Raw genomic sequence first — 21,625 nt, forward strand, 5'->3', positions numbered from 1 at the left:
GTGAAATACGATTTTTTCGCAAATTCACACTCTTAGTCACTGGTGGGCACAGCTAACTAGAGTGTGAAGAAGGTTATAAATAAACTTTACTGTGCTTTTACAGCCTTAACAAACACCTCATTGGCATTCACTAAACCTGCTTGTTCTGCGTCTTTAACTATTTTTAAGGCTTTATCATAGTTCCCATCGGAGACCGCTTGCTGAATAAGTTGCTCAAACATGGCTGCTACTTCAGGTTCAATATTAGGGATGTGGCTGTTGCTACTTGCCGAGTTAGCGGAAATGCTATCTACGCTAGATTCGCTCGGCACAACCTCTATTGCGCTACTGCTGGTTGTAACTACAGCAGCGGCAGCAAGTGCGTCTGCATTTTGCTGCCCAGCAGGAACATAATCAAAAGCGAGACGAGCGGCACCAATGGCAGTATGTGGTATGGGTTTGTTCATATGAATTTTCATATTTACATCCACCCTACCGGTTTCAGCGGCCTTACTGTCTGGCGGGTTCAACTTAGTTTGCTGCTGCATTGCCTCAGCCGTAGTAAACACCAATAGGTATTTTGCCTTTTGCTGTTCTCCATAGCGGCTTGGCAGCAGTATATTGCCGTAGTAGCGATCTACGCTCACGATCGAGCTCGGATCGTAGTTAATTGTATTGTCGTCAAACAACTGCAATGGCTGATGGTCTTCATCTAACACTAATATCGAAGGCACAAACACACTATTTACAATAGGCGCCGATACATCAATATTGGTTGCACCTTGAGCATTCGGTAGTTCAAAAGCTTTAACAAAGGAGCGCCCAGAGCTAAAGTTAAATACTGGATCACTGGCCGTAATGGTAAAGTCTAATTTGCCAGGCGCAGTAACTAACTGGTAATCAAGCTGTTTTAAAGAATCACAGCATATTGCCGCTTGCTTTAAAGCTGCATAACCTTCTTCTGGCGCAATTTTTTGGATCTCTTGGGTATCGTCTGTACCGTAGTCAACAATCATGCTTTGATTATTACTACAGGCAGTCAAGGCTAACACTACACTCGCGGCCAAAATTGTTTTCATCACAGTTTCCTTTATATCTAGCAAAGCACGCTATACCACGTGCTGCGGGCCTTAAAGCCCTTGCCACTTAGTATTTATAAATGTGTTCCGCGTGGCATTTTCTAGTAAAAATACCGACAGACTTCACGTTCAACAGATCAAAGTAAGCGCTTTCTTTTTATCAATGTAATAATTCTGCTGTCAAATACAAGGCAAATATTAATCAATAACGCGTTTTGTGAGATGCCTACCAGATAGCACCACATCACTAAGCAACACCACGGGGTAACAGTAGTAATGAAGTATTGTCGACAAGAAATCTACTATCCCTTGTTGGTGGTATTCACCATAAGCCTTATGTTGTGGCAACAGTTTGGTATGAACATAACGCTCAACTACCCCATTGATCAGCACTTTAATGCGACAGCACTTAACGATGACATAAATGGGGGAGCTTCCGTTGGCACCCTTAAGGTTAACGATGCCAGTGTTACTTTGCACTGCAAAACCGTAGACTCGCACACCTTTCCGTTTTGCAGCATGTTAATTCCACTTAAAGCCAAGCTAAAGCAATTTGCCGACTTATCTAAATTTGACACCTTAAACATAGACTTAACCACCGTTGATTTAAGGCGTGATACGGTGCTGATTTACCTGCTAAACAATGAGCAAGACTTACCAAGTGGTAATGACAGAATCAGCCATACTCGCGCCAATATTCAAGCTATCAATCCAACCATTGGTCGCGTTCAATACCAGCTAGCATTGAATCAATTTTATGTTCCATCATGGTGGGTGTTCGCTAAACCCTATGACATAGACACTGGCGCCAAGCTAGATAATGTTGAGTACTTACAAATTGCCACCGGCGATAATCGTGCACTTAAAGATCTCGAAATAACCCTGCATTCCTTTAGCTTTAGTGGAAAGTGGATAAATGCTCAAGACCTGTACTTTTTGCTACTCTCGCTATGGATAACCAGCATTGTGGTGCATGCTATTTTCCTTGCAGGTAAAATGCGAAATAAATACATAAATTCGAAGACGCAAGCTGAAGAGCTTAATAAAATTAATAGTTTTTTGAGCATTGAACGCGACAAGTACAAAACCATGGCTAAGCATGATCCGCTGACTAAATTGCTTAATCGAGCCGGCTTAAGTAGCACCCTTTCTACATTAATGAGTGAGTTTTCTCATTCATCCAAAACGGCCAGCTTAATCATGTTTGATATTGACCACTTTAAACAAATCAATGACCAACATGGTCATGATGTGGGTGATCAAGTATTAGTCTCTATCAGTCAGCGGGTCTCTGAGATAATTAGAGCCGAAGATGTATTTGCCCGCTGGGGCGGCGAAGAGTTTGTGATTGTGTGCCCTAATACCCAGTTAAAAGGCGCTTGTGTCTTAGCCGAAAACATTCGAACTCTCATCGCTAACAGCCCACTAATAGAGCAGCAACAAGTCACCAGCTCCTTTGGTGTTGCACAGCTAAACTCGGCTAATATTGATACTTGGTTTAAACGTGCCGATGAGGCCTTATATAAGGCAAAAATGAATGGCCGCAACAAAATTGAGTTTAGTTAAACACTATGCAAATACGCATGCGGCCTTGTGCACCACAAACATTCGCAGCGATGCTAATGCTAAGCCTATTGCTGCCCTATGGCGCTAAGGCTGATAGCCCGCAAACCATTAGCTACCCCAAGTTCAGTCAACGCTCAGAGTATTTTGAAAAAGTTCTAGCACTCGCCTTAGCTAAAACCGAAAACGAATATGGTGTAAGCCAGCTTCGGCCTTATGAGCGAGAGTTGAGCAATGAGCGCTTGCGCCGCTATTTACAAGACAAACAGTACATAGACGTAATGTGGTCAACGGCCACTAAACAGCGTAATCAAGCGCTGCGCCCAGTTAAGTTCGACTTATTACAAGGCCTTGGCCAATATCGATTCTTGTTAGTACAGGCAGGCGATAGTAAGCGATTTGAAGAGATAAACAGCTTACGCCAACTTCGCCAATTTAGCGCAGGCTCTGGAACCTACTGGAGCGATACTAAAGTAATGCGTTATAACGGCATCGAGCCAGTTACCTCGGTGAACCATAGCTTATTACCGATGTTGGCAGCAGGTCGCTTTGATTACCTTTCACGCGGTGCTCATGAGGTATGGTCTGAGCTTGCCGCTCATGCCAATCAGTTTGAATTGCTGGACAACGTGGTACTTAAATACTCTTGTCGTTATTTTTTCTACGTGAATAAAGACAATGTCGAGCTCGCCGAACGTCTAGAGAAAGGCTTGTATTTGGCGTTAAACGACGGCAGTTATAATCAGCTATTTTTTAGCGAAAGTGATTTTAAGCAAGGCTGGGACAAACTCAATGAACTTGCTCCAGCAAGCGTCATCACACTCAATCCACCCAAGGATTAAACCGGCAAACCATTAAACTAAAAAAGGAAGCCAAGGCTTCCTTTTTGTTAAGTTAGCTTTGCTTGCTAGTAGAAGTAGATGTTATCTAGATACACGCTATCACTGGTGGTTCCCCAAAGCTGCACGCCAAGTTGCGATAAACTGGCAGCATCAAACGCACCGGGTTGAACCATATCTGCAAATACCATCTCTACACTAATCCACTGCTCGGTTGCCACAGGCAGCATGGTATGGATAACCGGGCCGGTGGCAGAGACAATCTGGAATACCGCTTGGCTAACACCACTGGTAGCATACATATCAAAGCGCAAGCCGGTCATGCTAGATGCATTCACAACCCCATCTTGAATACCGTATTGAATGCCCGTTACACCGCCTTCAACGCCATCTGGAATAATCTGCAAACGAGCAACATTGTTACCTGCTATTTGTAGCTCACTGTGGCTTGGCGCATTCCACCAATTATCCGACCAATAAGAAATCGGCTTATCGACCTGTAAACTATCACTGTATAAAACCAATACCTCGTCATCGCTCACACTAGGGGTACTGGCCGCCACACTTGGCCCAGGGTTTTCGGCAGCTAGCACAATCTCTAGGCTGGCATCACTTCCCAATAGCTGTTGATTTTGTTGCGCCGCACCGTAACCACTGGCATCAGCTTTAACCTTATGCTCGCCTTCGGCAAGATTAAGATAAGCCACACCACTGGCGTTAGTAGTAGCGCTTAGCTCACCCACACTTACCTGTGCACCAGCAATGCTTTGCGCAGATTGGTTTAACACACTTACTGCTAATTCAAAGGTATTCGACTGGCCAGAGAAATACAGATTATCGAGAAATACTGCTTTGCCCTGTTCTCCCCACAACTTAATGCCTGCCATGGTTAACGTGGCTGGGTTTAATACTCCGTCACCCTCGCCATCAGCATCTTGCATATCCGCGAAAGGAATTTGATAAGATACCCATTGCTCCGTTTGAGGTGAGATAACGCTATACAAGGCCGAGCCATCACTAGAAACTAAGTGGATCTCCATTTGGCTAATGCCCGCTTCTAGGTACAAATCTAGGTTCATATTCACGTGAGAAGATGCATCTACACTGCCATTCTCAATGCCAAACTCGATACCAGTAACACCGCCTTCTACACCTAAACCAGCAATCTCATAACGTGCGTAATGGTTTTCGTCGATCACCCCAGGTGAGTAAAATGGCGCATTCCACCAATTGGAGTTCCACACCGATACATACTTGTCTTCATTTAAGCTATCACTAAAAATTACTACCGCTTCGTTATCGGCCAAGGCTGGCGGCTGCGGTGCCGCGCTACTTGGTTGGCTAGTAATTATCTCTTGGCTTAGCATGTAAACGTCGCTTAGCAGTAAGCTGTCGCTAATGGTGCTATCAAAAATTAAGCCGAGCCAAGTTAGCTGGCTAAAGCCATAGGGCAGAGGAACTTCCATTTCTACCCAACCATCTTCTAATGGCGTGCCGCTGCTCAAGGCGCAAGCGACTTTAGATTCAGGATTGCTTGGCCCTTGCAATACCACCTCTACCGCAGTAAATGAATTGGCTTTTATTTTAAATCTAAGGTGGGTATAAGCACCAATCGCTACCGCATTCTCTGGCTCATTTCCCCAAGCAATAGACGCCTTATTTCCCCAAGCCGTGCCACTGGTGATATTAACAGCGCGCCCCATGCTTGCATCATCAAGATCGCTAATTACACTGCCAGATCCCCAGTTATCTCCCCAGTGTTCAATGTTATAAGAGCTAACATTTTCAGAATGAAAAACATATAAAGGCCCGCTAACTGTTGGCAGCGCTTCTAAGTTGATACTTAAGCTTAAACCTTGCTCGCTAAGCTCTATTGATTGTTGATGGGTTTGATAGCCAGCCAAACTCACGCTTAAAGAATAGCTGCCAGCAGCCAGTTCAAAGCTAGAGTATCCTTGCTGGTCACTCGCTTGAGCTTGTTCTGCAATGCTAACCTGAGCATCAGCTAAAGGTAATTGGCTATTAGCATCCACTACCGTGACAGCAACTTGATAGGTGTTTTGTGGCTCGGGCTCACTGTCGCTGCTCCCCCCACACCCAACAACTAAGGCACAACAAGCTGCCAAAAAGTAAATTTTAAGCATTTCAATCATCACTAATATCCTTATTAATTTGAATAAATTTCAGGTACAAAAGTGCCTACCCGGTTGGGGACAGCAAGGCGAAAGGTAAAGCTTGGCTAAGCGCAAAAAGGCTTAGCCAAAAAGTGAAACAGCGCTTAAATCAGCACTTATTTGAAGTGTTTACGACGAATAACCAGCAGACCAACTAAACCAAACAAAGTGGCTAAACCAAAGCTTCCGCCGCCCGAGTCACCACCAGATTGACCATCAACAGGCTCACTGTTTGCTTGCACAGTAAAATCTAATCCATCGCGAGTGCTAAGTTGGCTATCAGCGTTGTGCTCAAGGCTTACTAGCAGGGAGTAACTGCCATCAAGCATTGAGGTAGGGTCAAACTGCAGGGTTGTTCCTTGCATAATTGGGCTAGGTAATTCATCGGCTTGCCAATACAAACTGTAATTGGCGAGTGGCTCTTCACCCTGTTCAATGCTGGCTGTTATCGTAACCATGCCGGCAGAAGGGTCTACCAAACGAGTGACACTGCCCGCTTGAGAAAGGCTAAGTTCAACACTGGCTAAACTATCGCTGGGTTCAGAATCATCGGCTCTGGGCGCGTTTTCATCACAGTAGCTGGCGTCGCTGCTATCACTGGCTTGGCAATGGGCAATGTAATCAACTTCCATAGTGGCGAGTGCTAAGTTAGGGTCGATAAAACCACCTAAATTGCCGCCCATAGCCAGATTAAGCAATACAAACATAGGCTCTTGATACTGATTGCAGCCACTAATATCTTGGCTAACCACTAAGGTCTCATCAACGTAAAAGTCTATTTTATCTTGAGTCCACTCCATGGCGTATTTGTGCCAATTTAATACATCGCTACCACCATTTGGATAAGTATAACGATGCTCTTCGCCACAGCCGGAGACATTAAAGAAGTTAGTAATATAGGTATTTGGCTCATTAGAAAACCATTCCCATACATCAATTTCTCCTGCCCCTACATTTGGCCAATTAACGTTGTCGCCATCGCCTTTTATTGGCTGCTCAGCAATGCGGTTTTCTAACATCCAAAATGCTGGCCAAGTACCTGCTTCTAGGTTGTGAAAACGGATCCTAGATTCAACTCGACCGTACAGAAACTCTCGTTTGTCTTTTGAGTTTAAGCGCCCCGAGGTCCAGGTTTTTTGCTGACCACCTAAGGTGGCACAGTTTTGGGTCTTTTTGCGGGCAATAATTTTTAAGCTACCTTCCGATACCTCATAGTTGCGCTCGTCAGAATAATCGTCGTCGGTATAACATTGCACTTCATTGTTATAGTTTGCTTGAGTTTGGGCGGTCCAGTTGCTCCAATCTACCCGGCTACCCTCAAAGGTGTCGATCCACTGTACTTCCCAGCCTGCTTGAGCCGACTGAGTAGCTGCAAAAAACAAACCGGCCAACAGCGTTGCTTTTTTCGCGACTGTAAAACGGTTAACGGCATCGTCTTGAGAAAACATCTTGCTTACTATCCTTGATTTAAGCGGAGCCATTTGGCTAGTTACGCAATCGCTAGCTAGCAAAGGGCTAAATAAAAAAGGCGATGATCAAACAGGTTTAATCATCGCCTCTGGCTTACGCGCTAACGACTGGTACGCTAGCTAATGGTTAGAGGCGCTTTACTCCAACCAAGAAATGTTACGAATTTCTATGTTGCTTAAGGTTGGCGCACTGCCACCAGATTCAGCATAAAGATCCGCAATAGTGAACGGTGAGTTAACCACGCTAAGATCGGCAGCAGCAAAGTTAGAGAAGCTGCTTAAGCTAATAGTGTGTTCAACCCACTGGTCAGTTAGGGTGTAACCTTGGCCTTCGTTAAAGCGAACCCAATGGTTAGTGCCGCCCGAACCCGTTGTTTGGAAACCAAGGTAGAAGCCATAAGCTGCATCGCCTTTAATTTCGAAGGTGATCTGGGTAGAACTTGAAAGGTTGCTAGTTTGTCCAGGAATACCAACACCAGCGCCCCAACCCCAATCTTTAGCGGTGGCAGGGTCTGAAGCAATAGTTAATACGCCAGTAGTATCATCTACTCCAGCCCAAGCGGTAGCTGGGCTATCCCAACCATAAGCAACAGCGCCTTCGTATAAAGCAGTATTCAATACTACAAACTCGCCCTCTTCAGGAGGAGTAACAACAGGAGCATACGGAGGTGGTAAAATAGTTGCCATTAAAGTATCAAAGTCACCGCCAAAGCTGGCTGTAAACGACGATACATCACCACGGGTTAAGCCAGCGCTGTTTAAGGCATCTACTTTATCCCAGGCCAGGTACTTAACGTTGCCGTCAATATCAATTAAGCCAAAGTGTTTTTCTGAGTGGCTAGGGTTGCTTTCATCGCCCTTCCATGGCTCGTCAAAGGCTTGGAAGAAAAACAGTGACGCACCAAAATCGTTGGAAAAAGTACGCATTGCATCATAAAAAGCTTTTTGCTTGTACTCGTCGGCAGCCTGGGTACCGCCAGCACCAAAATTTTCATTTGAAACTGTAGACCAGCCAGTTTCACCAATGTGAATTTGCTTGCTCGAATCAATGGTGTTAATGAAGTCTTGTGCCACTTTAATTTGTGACACGGTATGCAGGTAGGCTTTATCCATTGCTGAATCAACTTGCTCCTGCACAGTCAATTCTTGCTCGCTGGCAGGTACTTTCCAGTCAGCAGAAAAAGTAGGGTCGTAAAGGGTGTCATGGTGAGCATAAGTATGCAAAGACACATAGTCTACCGCTTCAATTAATGCGATAAGATCTGCTTGCGCACCAATATTGGCACTGTCGTCTATACCAGCCCATACAGCGTGGTTATCAGAACTGGTAATCCAAATATTGGCTACCGATGGGTTCTCAGATTTCCACTGCTGTAAGTCGTTAACGTGGCCAAGGATAATACCAGGCACTACGTGGTATTCAGCCCAATTAACCATTGCTTCATTACCTACCGCAATCACTTTGATGATTTCTGGGTAAGCTAAGGCAAGCTCTTTAGCTTTCGCCATTTCTAGAGCGTTTTCTGGGTTCTCTTGGTCGTGAATCACTGGTTGATCAGTCCATGAGTTTAGAGCATCAATCCATACCCCTAACTGCACATACATTTCAAAAGTTTCGTCTTCGGCCATTAGCTCTGCAATGGCTTGTAAAAGGTTCTCGGTATTGCTTTTACCATCAAGGCCAATAAAGCCTTGGGTATTGTAGGTGCGGAGCATTTTAATGCCCATGGCCGATAAGATTTGCATGTCTTCTTTATGCATATCAACGGTAGGTACATTTACGCCACTTTCTCTTACTGTTGAACGCCAAGCACCATAAGAAATCGCCAAGTAATCGGGGTTACCCAAGATTACGTCACCGTTTAAGGCGCTAGGATAGACGCTGCCGGGACTAGGCTGAGGAGCAAGCTCGGTGCCAGTGCCTGGGCCAGTTCCCGGATCACCCAAATCATTAAGGGGCTCATCGGCACAAGCCACTATTAACACCGACATGGCGGCCAGCAAAATTGATTTTAAACTACATATTTTCATCTTTTTTCCACCAGTTAAATTAAAATAATTAACCTGATATTTCCTTGAAAATGAGAATACGTTGAGCGCATTCTCGGTGACTGATAAATGCAGAGCCACTAAACATAGTGACTCTGCAACTTAAGTTACGGTTGAGCGCTAAAGCTAATGTTGTCGAAATACATAACTGTTTCAGCCGGGCGAACATCTACGATGGGGTCATCAAAGTCTGGGAATACCACCACTTCAACCATATTTCCTTGCGCAGCCGCTGCGGCAAACTCTGGGTGCTGACTAAAATCAAATGTCAGCTCTTCCCACTCACCTACTTTTGTATTGCTCGCAAGAAGCTCTGCTCCCCATTGGTTAGCGGCTGCCAACTTAAGACGTACCGCGCTGATTTTGTCTTTATAAACCATCATCTTCACGGTGCTGTTGCTAGCATTAAGCTCAAAACCTTCTACCGATTTAGTCACTGTACCTGCCCATGGTGCGCCCGCTGCGCGGGCAGTAATTTTGGCCACCGTCGCAGAGCCGTTAATGCCAGAAGTATCAGGGTTAGCAACAAACTCAATAACTGGGTTGTCGGCGTTTTCAAATACTTCCCAGCTCAAGGTTTTGCTTTCGAAGTCGATGCCTTCATCAATGGTTACCGTGTTGTTATCACCAGCGATTGGTGCTTCGGTACCGCCAGTCGAAGACACTTGCACATTGTCGACTAAGTATTTAGAACCGATGCCGGTTCCCCAAGCAGGGAAAATCATCACCACGTCAATAGCACTTGGGTCTAGCCCAGCAGCTTGCAACTCACCTAGATCAAAGCTGTAGTGCTTCCAGGTATCTAGCTCGGGTAGTTCGGCTAGGCTCAATTCTGCGAAATCGCTACCGCCGTTTGACTCAACTTTAAACTTCCAATCGCTAGCACCACCTTCAGCGGTCAATTTCAAGTCAAACGAGATAGAGCCACCGTTTGCCCAAGCGCTCGCGTCGATAGGCGCTCCATCGGTAGCGCCGTGGTCGGCACGACTACTAAAGCCATTAACCTGTTCGCCAACAACTTCAAACTCAGTGGCTGCGCCATAATTCTCATCACTGTCTGTCACCACCGTAGGGGTGGTTCCGCCGCAACAATCCCAGGCTATCCAACTTGGATTAGCGGCATCGTTAAAAATCGCTACCGAGTCACCTTCAGGTGGGTCTACTGGGTCTACTGGGTCTACTGGGTCAGTTGTGTCTTCTTGTTCTACAAAGGTCACGTCATCCCAGTAAAAAACTTTATCTTCACTGGCGTTGACTAAGAAATCGAAGAAAATTGATTTTTTGTTAAAGGTAAATTCTGGGTTAAGTTGCTGAGTACCGTCTGCAACATTGGTAAAGTCGAAGCTAAGTTTTTCCCAAGCTTCTGCCACGGTAGTGTAAGCAAGCACCTCAGCGGTTTGCGTATCGTCGTCAGCGTTTTCTACTTTAAGCAGCACAGGCACGCCCGATTCAGGTGAATACACCCAAACACTAATGATGCTGCGATCTTGGGTGATAGCTAAAGTAGAGGTATCGCCCAGCGTAGTACCAGCCCAATCTTCTGCAGCTGCAGCTTTGGTGGTTTTAATTACCGTAGCGCTAGTGCTGTAAGCAGTAATACCATTTAAGGCTGGATTAGCTGCGGATAACTCGGTTACCGCGCCGCCAAAATCAGTCATTGGTAAATCTAGCGATAGTTTTGTACCCGTATCAGCATCTGGGTTAGTTGGCTCTACCGGATCAACTGGGTCGGTAGTATTACCATCTGCCACAAACTCTACATTGTCTACGCGGTAAACTGCACCCTCACCTTCACTCCAAGCAGGGTAGATTAAGATATTATCAATGTTGCTTAAGTCTAAGCCTTGGGTCGCTAAGTCGGCTAGGTTCACACTAACGTGTTGCCAAGTATCTAACACTGGGGCGGTGATCATTACTTCTACTTCTTGACCACCGGCACCATTTTGTTCGCCGCCATTACTTTCTAATTTAAATGCCCAGTTAACATCGCCTGGACTGGCTGTCATTTTAAAGTCAAATTCCAAAGTACCAGTGCTTTCCATCGCACTCACATCTAGAGCACCACGTTCACTATCACGTACAAAACCTAACACCGCAGGCTGAGCATTAATCGCAAACTCGGTTACCATGCCGTAGTCACTCAGCTCAATTGGGTTAGTTGGCGTGGTACCACCACAACAGTCCCACGCTGGCCAGTAAGGGTTTACCGCATCATTAAACACCAATAGGTCGGTACCTACTGGATCAGTTGGCTCAACCGGGTCGGTTGGCTCTACTGGGTTAGCAGGGGTTTCGCCATTTACTACTTCGTCAGCACAACCACTTAACGCGATAGCCAAAGCAGTAGCTAATACCGCATTGGCCATTTTGAATTTGTTGTTTGTCACTGTCATTCCATGTGTCCTTGATAGTTATTAACATCATGTTTTAACTAAAAAACGGATTATTTTTGCCTCCCAAAAAAGAAAGCGCTTACTTTTTATTGCTAAAAAAATGACTTTTCAGCCAGTCTTTTTGTCCATTAATTTGTTTGGAGCGCAATGCTACATCGCCATTACACGTATAAATAAACAACAGCTACCGGAATCTGTACAGCGTTACTGCAAGGCTTTACTCAAAATATTGAGGCTCATCACGAAAAGTAAGCGTTTTCAAAATATTCTTCATGCAAATCCTATGAAAAGGCTACCAAGATCAAATGGGCATTAGCTGAAACCCAGCCTAAGTGGGCATTTTTCACCCGTAAACACCCCTTAATAGGTAAAAAACGAGCTAAATGTGACCCAAGTAGAAAAACAACCGCCTTTAGATTGCCTACATTTCAATTCTCAAATAGAGTGCCACAAAAGAAAGCGCTTTCTTTTTGGTTTTTAAGACTTATAGTAAGGGCCTTAAGCATTAATAGGAAAGCGTACCTAGCGAGAGTGCCGATAAAAAAGGATTATCTAATGCAGAGTAAAACGGTTTTATCTTCAATTATTTGCGGTTTAATGTTGTCATCAGGAAGCGCAATAGCCAACGACGTTAAACAAGGCGGAACCCTTACCGTACCAATCATTGGTACTGGTTTTGTAGAAAACTACAACCCTTATACTTCTAAAGACTTATTACACGGTGTGATGTTTGAACCATTAATGGTTTTCAACAACATGACCGGCAAAACTGAATGGCGCCTGGCTAAATCAGCTGAATACTCTGACGATCTTAAAACCATTAAACTTACCCTTCGTGATGGTTTAACGTGGTCAGATGGTAGCCCACTTACTGCTAAAGACGTTGCCTATAGCTTCACCATGACTAAAGAAAATGGTGCATTTGACCAACGTGGTATTTGGACAGACGGCAACCTAATTAGCATTGAAGCAACCAATGACACAACGGTTGAGTTCAAGTTAAACCAAGCCGATTCGACCTTTATCTGGAACTTAGAAAAATACCACATCATTCCAGAAAAGGTATGGAGCAAGGTAAGTGATTTAACCACCTTCACTAACCCTAACCCAATTGGTAGCGGTCCAATGACCGAAGTGAAGTATGTAAAAACCCAGCAAATGGAGTTGTGCCGCAACCCTAACTACTACCTAGAAGGTTTGCCTCACCTAGATTGTATTACTTACCGTTCTTACAACGACAACTCGCAAATTCAACCCGCTTTAATGAAAGGCGAAATTGACTGGGGTTCAAACTTTATTGCTGACATCGACAACACCTTTGTTGCCGCAAGCCCAGAAAACCACCACTACTGGTACCCAGCAAATGACGCGATTCATTTATACGTAAACACTAAAGAAGCGCCTTTTAGCGATTTAGAATTGCGTAAAGCTTTATCAATGGCATTAGACCGCGAAGCGATTGTAGATATTGCGGCTTATGGCTACCCAACGGTTAACTTTAATGCCGGTGGTATTGGTGAACTATACAGCACTTATATTGATGCTGATGTTACAGCTAAATACAAAGACTTAACCACCTACAATCCCGACAAAGCGAACCAAATGTTAGACGCAGCTGGTTATGTAGATAAAAGTGGCGATGGCTTCCGCCAAACCAAAGACGGTAAGCGCATCGAGTTTGATATTGAAGTGGTAAACGGCTGGACCGATTGGATCCAAGTAGTACAAATGGTTACCGAATACTTCGAAGAAGTAGGTGTTAAAGCTAATGTGAAAACCGTTGACTGGGCAGTTTATGACTCGTCACTAAAAGACAGTAAATACAAAATGTCGATTAACTGGTCGCTAGTGGCTACCCACCCTATTTTGGCTTACCAAGATTACTACTCAAGTTCACGCATTGGTAAAACATGGCATGGCGGTCATGGTGTTCACTCACCTGAGATTGACGCTTTAATCGAAGGTTTTGGTAAAACTAACGACACTGCAAAACAAGCTGACATTATCAAGCAACTGCAAGTATTTAGCGCAGAGAACTTGCCTTTTATTCCGCTATTTTCTAACCCAACTTGGTTCCAATACAACAGTACTAAAATTGTTGGTTGGCCAAACGCAGAAAACCCATATGTACAGCCAGTATGGTACGACGGTGGTAAACGAGTGTTAATCATTAACAATCTTCACCTTAAGTAACACAACTGTAGAGAGCCACTGGCTGGCTCTCTTACTTTGGAAAATATTATGAGTTTTTTATTACGCCGACTGGGCTTTTACTTCACAGCCTTCTTGATCGCCATCTCCTTTAACTTTTTGTTACCCCGGTTAATGCCAGGCGATCCAGTTGACGCATTATTTGCAGCAGCTCAAGGCAGAATGGATCCCGCGCAAATGGACGCGGTAAGAGAAATGTATGGTTTTATGGATGGCTCGGTTTTTGAGCAATACATCGCCTACATTAAAAGTGTATTTACCTTGGATTTAGGTCCTTCAGTATTAATGTTCCCGGTGGGAGTAACTGAAGTGATAGGTATGGCCCTGCCATGGACCATGTTCCTTGCCCTAGGTTCACTGATTGTAGCGCTAATTATTGGGGTATCAATTGGCACCTACGCTTCCTATCGACGTGAAGGATTTTTTGGTCAGGTATTCCCGCCTGTACTCGCCTTTATAAGTAACTTCCCTTACATCGTTACTGCATTATTGCTGTTCTACTTTTTTGGTTTGCAGTTAGAACTGCTGCCACTGGCTTATACCTACGACCCTACTTTAGACCCTGCCTTTAGTTGGGAGTTTATCGGTAGCGTACTTAAACACGCCATATTACCCATGGGCTCTATGGTTGTGGTAGGCATTGCCACCTGGGTATTTAACATGCGTAACGCCATGATTAATGTGCTGGGTGAAGACTATGTGACGATGGCCGAAGCCAAAGGGCTTTCGAGTTTTCGGGTAATGTACCGCTACGCTGGGCGTAACGCTATCTTACCGGTAGCAACTGCTATTGCCATGGCCATTGGTTTCTCGTTTGCCGGTTCAATCATGACCGAGGTGGTATTTAACTACCAAGGCTTAGGCAACATCTTGCTTAAGGGCATTGTGGCGCGAGACTACCCACTTATTCAGGCTATTTTGCTCATTCTTGTTACTGCGGTACTTACTGCAAACTTCATCGCCGACCTATTGTATGTCTGGCTTGATCCCCGTATTTCGAAGTAGGTTTTACTATGGAACATCATCACAATTCAGCTAAGTGGCGCCAAGTGTTAGCCAAATGTTTAGCCTTTTTTCATGGTAATCCACCGGCAATTATTGGCGGATTACTAGCCACAATTATTTTGTGTGGCGCTTTATTTGCGCCGGTATTTGCTACGCATGATCCACAAAAACGCGTATCAAGACCTCACCAAGCGCCTAGCGCCGAATACATTATGGGTACTACCCGTAACGGCCGTGACGTATTTAGCCAAGTGCTTTTTGGCGCACGTAAGTCACTAACGGTTGCGATTACTGCCGGCATTATTGCCATGAGCATTGCGGTAGCCGTTGGCGTTAGCTCTGGCTACTTTGGTGGCAAAATTGATGAATGGTTAAACTTCATAACCAATGTATTTTTGGTTTTTCCGCAACTGCCCTTATTGATCGTATTAGCCGCCTTTCTTGGGCAAGTGGGCTCCTTAGTGATAACCGTGCTGCTGGGGGTCACCTCCTGGCCATGGGGCGCTAGGGTTATCAGAGCCCAAACCATGGCGATACGAAACAAAGAGTTCATCATCTCGGCCGAGGTAATGGGCGAGTCCAAGCTGCGCATCATTTTGGTGGAAATCCTTCCTAACTTAGTCTCTATCGTATTTGGTGGCTTTTTGGGTACGGTGATTTACGCCATGGGCTCTGAAGCCGGCTTAGGCATATTAGGTTTAGGCGACGCCACCGAAGTTAGCTGGGGCTCCATGCTCTACTGGGCGCAGGTTTCTTCTTCTCTATACACCGGCGCATGGTGGGAGATGTTAGTACCGGCTTTAGCACTGGCCTTTACCGGTGGTGCACTAGCGCTAATTAACATGTCGATTGACCAAGTAAGTAATCCAAAACTTAAAACGGGTCCGCATCTAAAAGTATGGAAAAAACTGCAAAAAGCAGCCAATCAACGTCGAGGTTTAGCATGAGCCAAGCATTATTAGAGATTAACAACCTAAGTGTTGACTATGTTTCACCCAATGGCATTGCTCGCGCGGTAAACAATGTAAGCCTTAGTATTGCCCCAGGCGAAACCCTTGGCCTAGCTGGCGAATCAGGTTGCGGTAAAAGCACCCTCGCCTTCGCTATTTCACGTTTGCACAAAGCACCTGCGCTGATCCCTGAAGGAGAAATCCTTTATAAAGGCAAAGACGTACTGAAAATGAACGACAAACAGCTACGGGCTTTTCGCTGGAACGACACCTCGGTGGTATTCCAAAGTGCCATGAACTCACTTAACCCGGTAATCACCATTGGTGAGCAGCTCACCGATGTGATTTTGGCTCACAAACAAGTCAGCCTTAAGCAAGCCAACGAAAAGGCCACTGAATTGCTGTCTGTTGTGGGTATTCATGGCGACCGTTTAAATAGCTTCCCCCACCAATTAAGTGGCGGCATGCGTCAACGCGTAGTTATCGCCATCGCCTTAGCGCTAGAGCCAAAGCTAATCATTATGGATGAACCAACCACCGCACTAGATGTAGTGGTAGAGCGAGAGATCCTTAATGAGCTTTACGATCTAAAAGAAAAGTTTGGCTTCTCGATTTTGTTCATTAGCCACGACTTAAGCTTAATGGGCGAAATTGCCGACCGCATTGGTGTGATGTACGCCGGTAACTTAATTGAAATTGGCGACGCTAAAACGGTATTTAACCAACCTAGCCACCCTTATACCAAAGGTTTGGTATCGTCGTTCCCAACCATTCATGGGCCAAAAGAGCGCTTATATGGGATCCCTGGCGACCCAGTAAACCTGCTCAAATTGCCTAGCGGCTGTAACTTTCAAGCTCGCTGTAACGATTGTGTAGAGAACTGTAAAAGCGATGAACCAATTTTGCGCGCACAAGCCAGCGGTGTTCATGCTGCTTGTCATATTTTGGAGGTTCAAAAATGAGCGTTGTAAGCGAAAATCAAACCGTACTTGCGGTAGAAAATTTAATTAAAGACTTTCCGATTGGTTTATCGTCTAACCCAAACAACCAAATGCGGGCAGTTAATGATGTATCTTTTGAGCTTAAAAAGGGTCAAGCCTTAGCCATTGTGGGTGAGTCTGGTTCCGGTAAAAGTACCGGTGCTCGAGTGCTAACACGCATCTATGAGAAAAATGGCGGAGACATCCTTTTTAAAGGCTTGCCTTTGGATGAGTATGTTAAGCAGCATGGTTCGCTAGAATATGCTCGCCAAGTGCAAATGATCTTCCAAGACCCTTTTGGCTCACTTAACCCAGTACATTCAATCTACCACCATATTGCTCGCCCCTTGCTGATTCACAAACGCGCCAGCAAAAAAGAACTACGCAACAAAGTATACGAGTTACTCGATTTAGTTGGTCTTTCGCCAGTGGTAGAAACCGCCGAGAAATACCCGCATGAGTTAAGTGGTGGCCAACGCCAACGGGTTGCTATTGCCCGCGCACTTGCGGTTGACCCAGAAGTTATCTTAGCTGACGAGCCCATCTCGATGTTAGACGTATCGGTGCGCTTGGGCATTTTAAACCTAATGGCCGATTTAAAGGACAAACGTGGCATTAGTTTCATGTACATCACGCATGACATTGCTACCGCACGCTACTTTGCAGAAAAGACCGCTGTAATGTACGTAGGCCACATGGTGGAATGGGGCAACAGTGACAAAGTAACCCAAACGCCCCAGCACCCCTACACCAAGCTATTACTGTCGGCAGTGCCAGAGGCGAGCAAAAGTGGTCGCCGTGAACTAGGCGCAAAAAAGGGAGACATTCCTATGTGGCACCCTAACTCAGTAGGTTGTCCATTTGCAGCACGTTGTCCAAACGCCATGGATAAGTGTAATCACGCATTCCCAGAAGTGACTCAAATTGCCGACGATCACTTCATTCGTTGTTTTAACGTTTAATAAGAATTTTTTTGCGCTGCAAAGTAAGCGCTTACACGGATTTTAAGCTAATGAAAGAAGAAAACATGGATACATTAACAAAAGACATAACCGGAAAGTTTGTCTCCATTGATGGTGACAAATACTACCAAATCAAAAACGTAGATCAGATGAACCCATTCTTTATCAGTGTGGTTTCAGCCAGCGACCATTGGTTATTCATCTCATCAACCGGTTGTTTATCGGCGGGTCGTATTCGCCCAGAGAACGCTTTGTTTCCCTACAAATCTGTAGATTACATCCATGAAAATGCGGAAAACACTGGCAGTAAAACCATTGTTAAAGTAACTAGCGAAGCCGGTATCCAGCAGTGGGAACCCTTCAACCAACATCACGACAGCTTGTACCAATTGCGCCGCAATATTTACAAGAATATTGCCGGTGACAAAATCATCTTTGAAGAGCTTAACTTTGATTTAGGTTTGAGCTTTAAGTACCAGTGGAGTAGCAGCGAAAAGTTTGGTTTTGTTCGCCAAGCAACACTCACCAATACCACCCATAAAACCCGTGAAATAGAGCTAGTGGATGGTATTCAAAACTTGTTGCCGTCTAATACGCCGTTCTCGATTATGCAAGGCAGCAGCGCCCTGCTTGACGCCTACAAATGGAATGAGCGCGAAGCCAACTCTAGCCTAGCCACCTACAGCTTATACGCCAAATTAAGCGACCGCGCCGAGCCTGCAGAATCACTGTTAGCCACTAGCGTGTTCTCGCTAGCAGAAAACTGCCAATCAATTCTATTGTCTAGCCAACAGTTAGCGGCATTTCGCCGTGGCAGCTCAGTAGAAGACGAGCAACTAACACGTGGAGTAAGAGGCTCTTACTTCATTCATAAGAAGTTAACACTTGCCGCGGCTGCACAGGATAGTTGGAGCATTGTGGCCGACGTAGACCAGTCACACGCCCAGTTAGCAGAATTGCAGCAGCAAATCAGCCAGCCGCAACAACTTGAGCAAGCGCTTATGGCATCGGTTGAGCAAAACCACCAGGAGCTTCTTAAGCTTATGGCTGGCAGCGACGCTTACCAAAAAACCGCAGAAGATGAGACCAGCGTGCACCACTACGCCAACGTATTGTTTAACAACATGCGCGGTGGTGTGGTTGTTGACCAGTACTGGGTTGAAAGTGCAGATTTTGTGAAAACCCTAAAAAATGCCAATACCCAAGTAGCACTAGACCAAGCAAGCTTCTTAAATAGCTTGCCGGCTAAGATTAATTACGACGAGCTACTATCACTAGCGGCTAAACAAAACAGCCCGCAATTGTTACGTTTGTGCCACGAGTACTTACCGCTTACTTTTGGCCGTCGCCACGGCGACCCAAGCCGCCCTTGGAACCATTTCGAGATAAAGCTAAAAGACAATCAGGGCAACCGTTTATTGTCTTACCAAGGTAACTGGCGTGACATTTTCCAAAACTGGGAAGCACTAGGTCTAAGTTACCCAAGCTTTATTAAGAGCTTTATTGCCAAGTTTGTGAATGCCTCAACCATTGACGGCTACAACCCTTACCGCATCACCAAAGCTGGTGTAGATTGGGAGCTATTGGAATCTGAAGATCCATGGAGCAACATTGGTTACTGGGGTGATCACCAGATTATCTATTTGCTTAAGTTTTTGGAGCAATCAGACAAATACCAACCTGCAGAACTAAAAGCCCTGTTAGACACAGAGATCTTTAGTTACGCCAATGTGCCTTACGAGATTTCTTCAGCTGAAGCGATTTTTGCCGACGCCAAAAATACCGTTGAATTTAACGAAAACAAACAAAAAATCATTGAAAGCCGCCAAAGCGTAATGGGCAGTGACGCTCGCCTTTTACTTGACCGAAACCAAGAAGTCTACTTAGCAAACTTGGCCGAAAAGCTATTAGTTCCACTGCTAGCTAAGCTAGGAAACTTAGTGTTAGACGGCGGTATTTGGTTAAACACCCAACGGCCAGAATGGAACGACGCTAACAATGCGATTGTGGGTACAGGCTTGTCCATGGTAACCCTGTATTACATGCGCCGTTATGTTGCCTTTATGCAAAAGCTATTTGCTGACAACAAGCAATACGCTATATCCAAAGAGCTAGCCAAGTGGTTAAGCGCAAGCAGCAGGATTTTACAAGAAGCTAGCCAACTAGTGGCTGCTGCGCGAGTAAACGAAACCCAACGTAATCAAGTTTTGCGTGATTTAGCCAAGGCCGCAGCAGATTACCGCCGACATGTTTACCAACATGGCTTCTCTGGCAAAGTAACGGTGGATGCAGCAGCCATTCAAGCGCTACTTGCTCCAAGCCTTGAGATTATGGATAAGAGCATTGCCAGCAACTACCGCAACGACGGTTTATACAACGCTTACAACATCATAAATTATAAACAAGATGAAGTTGCTGTAGATTACCTCTACCCAATGTTAGAAGGCCAAGTAGCGGTACTGTCTGCCGGAGTACTGACGCCAGACGAAGCGGTTCACTTACTCGATAAGTTATACAACAGCAGTATGTACCGTGCGGATCAGCACACCTTTATGCTTTATCCCGATCGTGACTTAGCAGGTTTTGCCAACAAAAATCGAATTGTAGCAGCGCGTGTTGCAGCTAATCCTGCACTGCAAACCATGCTTGAAAAGAATGACCCACGTATTGTTGAGCAAGATAACCAAGGTCACTACCACTTTAATGCGGATTTTGAGAATGCTGGTGCGCTAACCGCTGCTATTGGCGTCGCCAAAGCAGATTACCCAGAAATCGCCGACTCGGCCTGGCAAGACATCTTTGCCGTTTACGAAGAAGTGTTTAACCACCAAGCCTTTACTGGTCGCTCTGGCACCATGTTTGGCTACGAAGGCCTAGGTTCAATCTACTGGCATATGGTGTCTAAACTATTGCTCGCGGTGCAAGAGAACTATTTTGCCGCCTACAATATTGACCCACACTCTTTAGCGACTCAACAATTGGCTGAGTACTATTACAAAGTGCGTGCGGGCATTGGTTTTAATAAGTCTCCAGAAGTCTATGGCGCCTTCCCTACCGACCCCTACTCTCATACCCCTAAACAAGCTGGGGCTCAACAACCAGGCATGACTGGCCAAGTAAAGGAAGAGATTCTAACCCGCTTCGGCGAACTGGGCATTTTGGTAGAACAAGGTAAAATTAGCATCAAACCTTCACTGCTTAAAGGCAGCGAGTTCTTAAGTGCTGCCGATGAATACCAATACATCGACCCACAAGGCAATACCCAAAGCCTAGCGCTAGAGGCAAAGCAATTAGCCTTTACCTATTGCCAAGTGCCGTTTATTTACGCCAGCACAGAGCAAAGCCAAGGGCAGCTTGTGGTGAGCTATAAAAATGGTGAACAGTGGTCAAGCGACTCCCTAGAGATGAGCGAAGAGCTCAGTAAACACATCTTTGAACGTAGCGGACAAGTGGCCAAGGTCTTTGTATCGGTGCCAAACCAAATCTTACTCAGCTAAACGAAAGGAAAAGACAGTGAGCAGCCACCTAGTAGAGGTGTCTGACTACAACGCGGCGGGATATGCTCCCGTCGTGGATTTTCAGACCTGGCGAGTCGCCATACTAAACTACATTGATGAGCTCGAAACGGAGCTTATCGACAACTTTCAGTGTCACTTAGAAACCGATGAAGTGTTTGTTTTACTTGAAGGAAAGTGCATTTTATTTTGCGCTGAAACCACCCAAGGTAAGCTCGGTGAGATTGTTGCCACTAATATGCAAGCGGGAAAAATATACAACATCAAGCAAGGGGTTTACCACACTCATACACTAAGCCAAGACGCCAAAGTGCTGATTGTAGAAAACCGAGATACTAACGATAATAACTCACCTAAAATCACTGTTTCTGGTGATATTCAGCAACAGTTGAACCAATTGAAAACCCAGCTTTGGGACAACTAAAATTCTGTTTAATCACTTAGGCAATTGGCTAAG

15 protein-coding genes are annotated in these 21,625 nt (G+C 45.2%); 10 read left to right on the forward strand and 5 right to left on the reverse strand.

The window, feature by feature from the left end; translation table 11 throughout:
- Positions 1-86: 86 nt before the first annotated feature.
- Complete coding sequence (locus G6R11_RS10865; protein ID WP_163133102.1) at positions 87-1,058, reverse strand: MalM family protein; 972 nt, start codon at positions 1,056-1,058, stop codon at positions 87-89.
- Positions 1,059-1,334: 276 nt separating this feature from the next.
- On the opposite strand from G6R11_RS10865, the gene G6R11_RS10870 reads away from it, so the two are divergent.
- Together G6R11_RS10870 and G6R11_RS10875 are read left to right on the forward strand one after the other, a co-directional pair.
- Positions 1,335-2,624, forward strand: a complete 1,290-nt coding sequence (locus G6R11_RS10870) for a GGDEF domain-containing protein (protein ID WP_163133103.1) — start codon at positions 1,335-1,337, stop codon at positions 2,622-2,624.
- A 5-nt stretch (positions 2,625-2,629) separates the two neighbouring features.
- Positions 2,630-3,463, forward strand: a complete 834-nt coding sequence (locus tag G6R11_RS10875) for an amino acid ABC transporter substrate-binding protein (protein ID WP_163133104.1) — start codon at positions 2,630-2,632, stop codon at positions 3,461-3,463.
- 65 nt (positions 3,464-3,528) lie between these two features.
- Here the strand turns inward: G6R11_RS10875 and G6R11_RS10880 are convergent, their stop codons facing one another.
- Together G6R11_RS10880 and G6R11_RS10885 are read right to left on the reverse strand one after the other, a co-directional pair.
- Positions 3,529-5,613: a carboxypeptidase regulatory-like domain-containing protein gene (locus tag G6R11_RS10880; RefSeq protein WP_163133105.1), complete on the reverse strand. Its 2,085-nt coding sequence runs from the start codon at positions 5,611-5,613 to the stop codon at positions 3,529-3,531.
- A 137-nt stretch (positions 5,614-5,750) separates the two neighbouring features.
- Positions 5,751-7,082: a family 16 glycosylhydrolase gene (locus tag G6R11_RS10885; RefSeq protein WP_163133106.1), complete on the reverse strand. Its 1,332-nt coding sequence runs from the start codon at positions 7,080-7,082 to the stop codon at positions 5,751-5,753.
- Position 7,083: 1 nt separating this feature from the next.
- Here G6R11_RS10885 and G6R11_RS10890 point away from each other — a divergent pair, with 1 nt between their 5' ends.
- Positions 7,084-7,227, forward strand: coding sequence for a hypothetical protein (locus tag G6R11_RS10890; protein ID WP_163133107.1), 144 nt, complete (start codon positions 7,084-7,086; stop codon positions 7,225-7,227).
- A gap of 14 nt (positions 7,228-7,241) precedes the next feature.
- Here the strand turns inward: G6R11_RS10890 and G6R11_RS10895 are convergent, their stop codons facing one another.
- Both G6R11_RS10895 and G6R11_RS10900 read right to left on the reverse strand, forming a co-directional pair.
- On the reverse strand, positions 7,242-9,134 hold the full coding sequence (locus tag G6R11_RS10895) for a hypothetical protein (RefSeq protein WP_163133108.1): 1,893 nt from the start codon (positions 9,132-9,134) through the stop codon (positions 7,242-7,244).
- Between the two features lie 125 nt (positions 9,135-9,259).
- On the reverse strand, positions 9,260-11,545 hold the full coding sequence (locus G6R11_RS10900; RefSeq protein WP_163133109.1) for a hypothetical protein: 2,286 nt from the start codon (positions 11,543-11,545) through the stop codon (positions 9,260-9,262).
- Positions 11,546-12,100: 555 nt separating this feature from the next.
- On the opposite strand from G6R11_RS10900, the gene G6R11_RS10905 reads away from it, so the two are divergent.
- The 7 genes from G6R11_RS10905 to G6R11_RS10935 all read left to right on the forward strand — a co-directional run bounded on the left by G6R11_RS10905 (position 12,101) and on the right by G6R11_RS10935 (position 21,592).
- Positions 12,101-13,738 (forward strand): ABC transporter substrate-binding protein, encoded by a 1,638-nt coding sequence (locus G6R11_RS10905; protein ID WP_163133110.1) that lies wholly within the window; start codon positions 12,101-12,103, stop codon positions 13,736-13,738.
- A gap of 48 nt (positions 13,739-13,786) precedes the next feature.
- Positions 13,787-14,761 (forward strand): ABC transporter permease, encoded by a 975-nt coding sequence (locus G6R11_RS10910; RefSeq protein ID WP_016401631.1) that lies wholly within the window; start codon positions 13,787-13,789, stop codon positions 14,759-14,761.
- 8 nt (positions 14,762-14,769) lie between these two features.
- On the forward strand, positions 14,770-15,708 hold the full coding sequence (locus tag G6R11_RS10915; protein ID WP_163133111.1) for an ABC transporter permease: 939 nt from the start codon (positions 14,770-14,772) through the stop codon (positions 15,706-15,708).
- Complete coding sequence (locus G6R11_RS10920) at positions 15,705-16,673, forward strand: ABC transporter ATP-binding protein (RefSeq protein WP_163133112.1); 969 nt, start codon at positions 15,705-15,707, stop codon at positions 16,671-16,673. The genes G6R11_RS10915 and G6R11_RS10920 overlap by 4 nt, the downstream gene beginning before the upstream one ends.
- Complete coding sequence (locus G6R11_RS10925; protein ID WP_163133113.1) at positions 16,670-17,653, forward strand: ABC transporter ATP-binding protein; 984 nt, start codon at positions 16,670-16,672, stop codon at positions 17,651-17,653. The genes G6R11_RS10920 and G6R11_RS10925 overlap by 4 nt, the downstream gene beginning before the upstream one ends.
- Positions 17,654-17,718: 65 nt before the next feature.
- Positions 17,719-21,150: a hypothetical protein gene (locus G6R11_RS10930; RefSeq protein WP_163133114.1), complete on the forward strand. Its 3,432-nt coding sequence runs from the start codon at positions 17,719-17,721 to the stop codon at positions 21,148-21,150.
- A gap of 16 nt (positions 21,151-21,166) precedes the next feature.
- Complete coding sequence (locus G6R11_RS10935) at positions 21,167-21,592, forward strand: hypothetical protein (protein WP_240352444.1); 426 nt, start codon at positions 21,167-21,169, stop codon at positions 21,590-21,592.
- The last annotated feature ends 33 nt before the right edge of the window (positions 21,593-21,625 follow it).

Source organism: Agarivorans sp. Alg241-V36, from assembly GCF_900537085.1.
Lineage (GTDB): Bacteria > Pseudomonadota > Gammaproteobacteria > Enterobacterales > Celerinatantimonadaceae > Agarivorans.

Coding starts and splice junctions, on each gene's coding strand:
- G6R11_RS10920 (WP_163133112.1), top strand. CDS start 15,705: ATGAGCCAAGCATTATTAGAGATTAACAACCTAAGTGTTGACTATGTT.
- G6R11_RS10905 (WP_163133110.1), top strand. CDS start 12,101: ATGCAGAGTAAAACGGTTTTATCTTCAATTATTTGCGGTTTAATGTTG.
- G6R11_RS10865 (WP_163133102.1), bottom strand. CDS start 1,058: ATGAAAACAATTTTGGCCGCGAGTGTAGTGTTAGCCTTGACTGCCTGT.
- G6R11_RS10910 (WP_016401631.1), top strand. CDS start 13,787: ATGAGTTTTTTATTACGCCGACTGGGCTTTTACTTCACAGCCTTCTTG.
- G6R11_RS10880 (WP_163133105.1), bottom strand. CDS start 5,613: ATGATTGAAATGCTTAAAATTTACTTTTTGGCAGCTTGTTGTGCCTTA.
- G6R11_RS10870 (WP_163133103.1), top strand. CDS start 1,335: ATGAAGTATTGTCGACAAGAAATCTACTATCCCTTGTTGGTGGTATTC.
- G6R11_RS10915 (WP_163133111.1), top strand. CDS start 14,770: ATGGAACATCATCACAATTCAGCTAAGTGGCGCCAAGTGTTAGCCAAA.
- G6R11_RS10925 (WP_163133113.1), top strand. CDS start 16,670: ATGAGCGTTGTAAGCGAAAATCAAACCGTACTTGCGGTAGAAAATTTA.
- G6R11_RS10930 (WP_163133114.1), top strand. CDS start 17,719: ATGGATACATTAACAAAAGACATAACCGGAAAGTTTGTCTCCATTGAT.
- G6R11_RS10900 (WP_163133109.1), bottom strand. CDS start 11,545: ATGACAGTGACAAACAACAAATTCAAAATGGCCAATGCGGTATTAGCT.
- G6R11_RS10875 (WP_163133104.1), top strand. CDS start 2,630: ATGCAAATACGCATGCGGCCTTGTGCACCACAAACATTCGCAGCGATG.
- G6R11_RS10885 (WP_163133106.1), bottom strand. CDS start 7,082: ATGTTTTCTCAAGACGATGCCGTTAACCGTTTTACAGTCGCGAAAAAA.
- G6R11_RS10895 (WP_163133108.1), bottom strand. CDS start 9,134: ATGAAAATATGTAGTTTAAAATCAATTTTGCTGGCCGCCATGTCGGTG.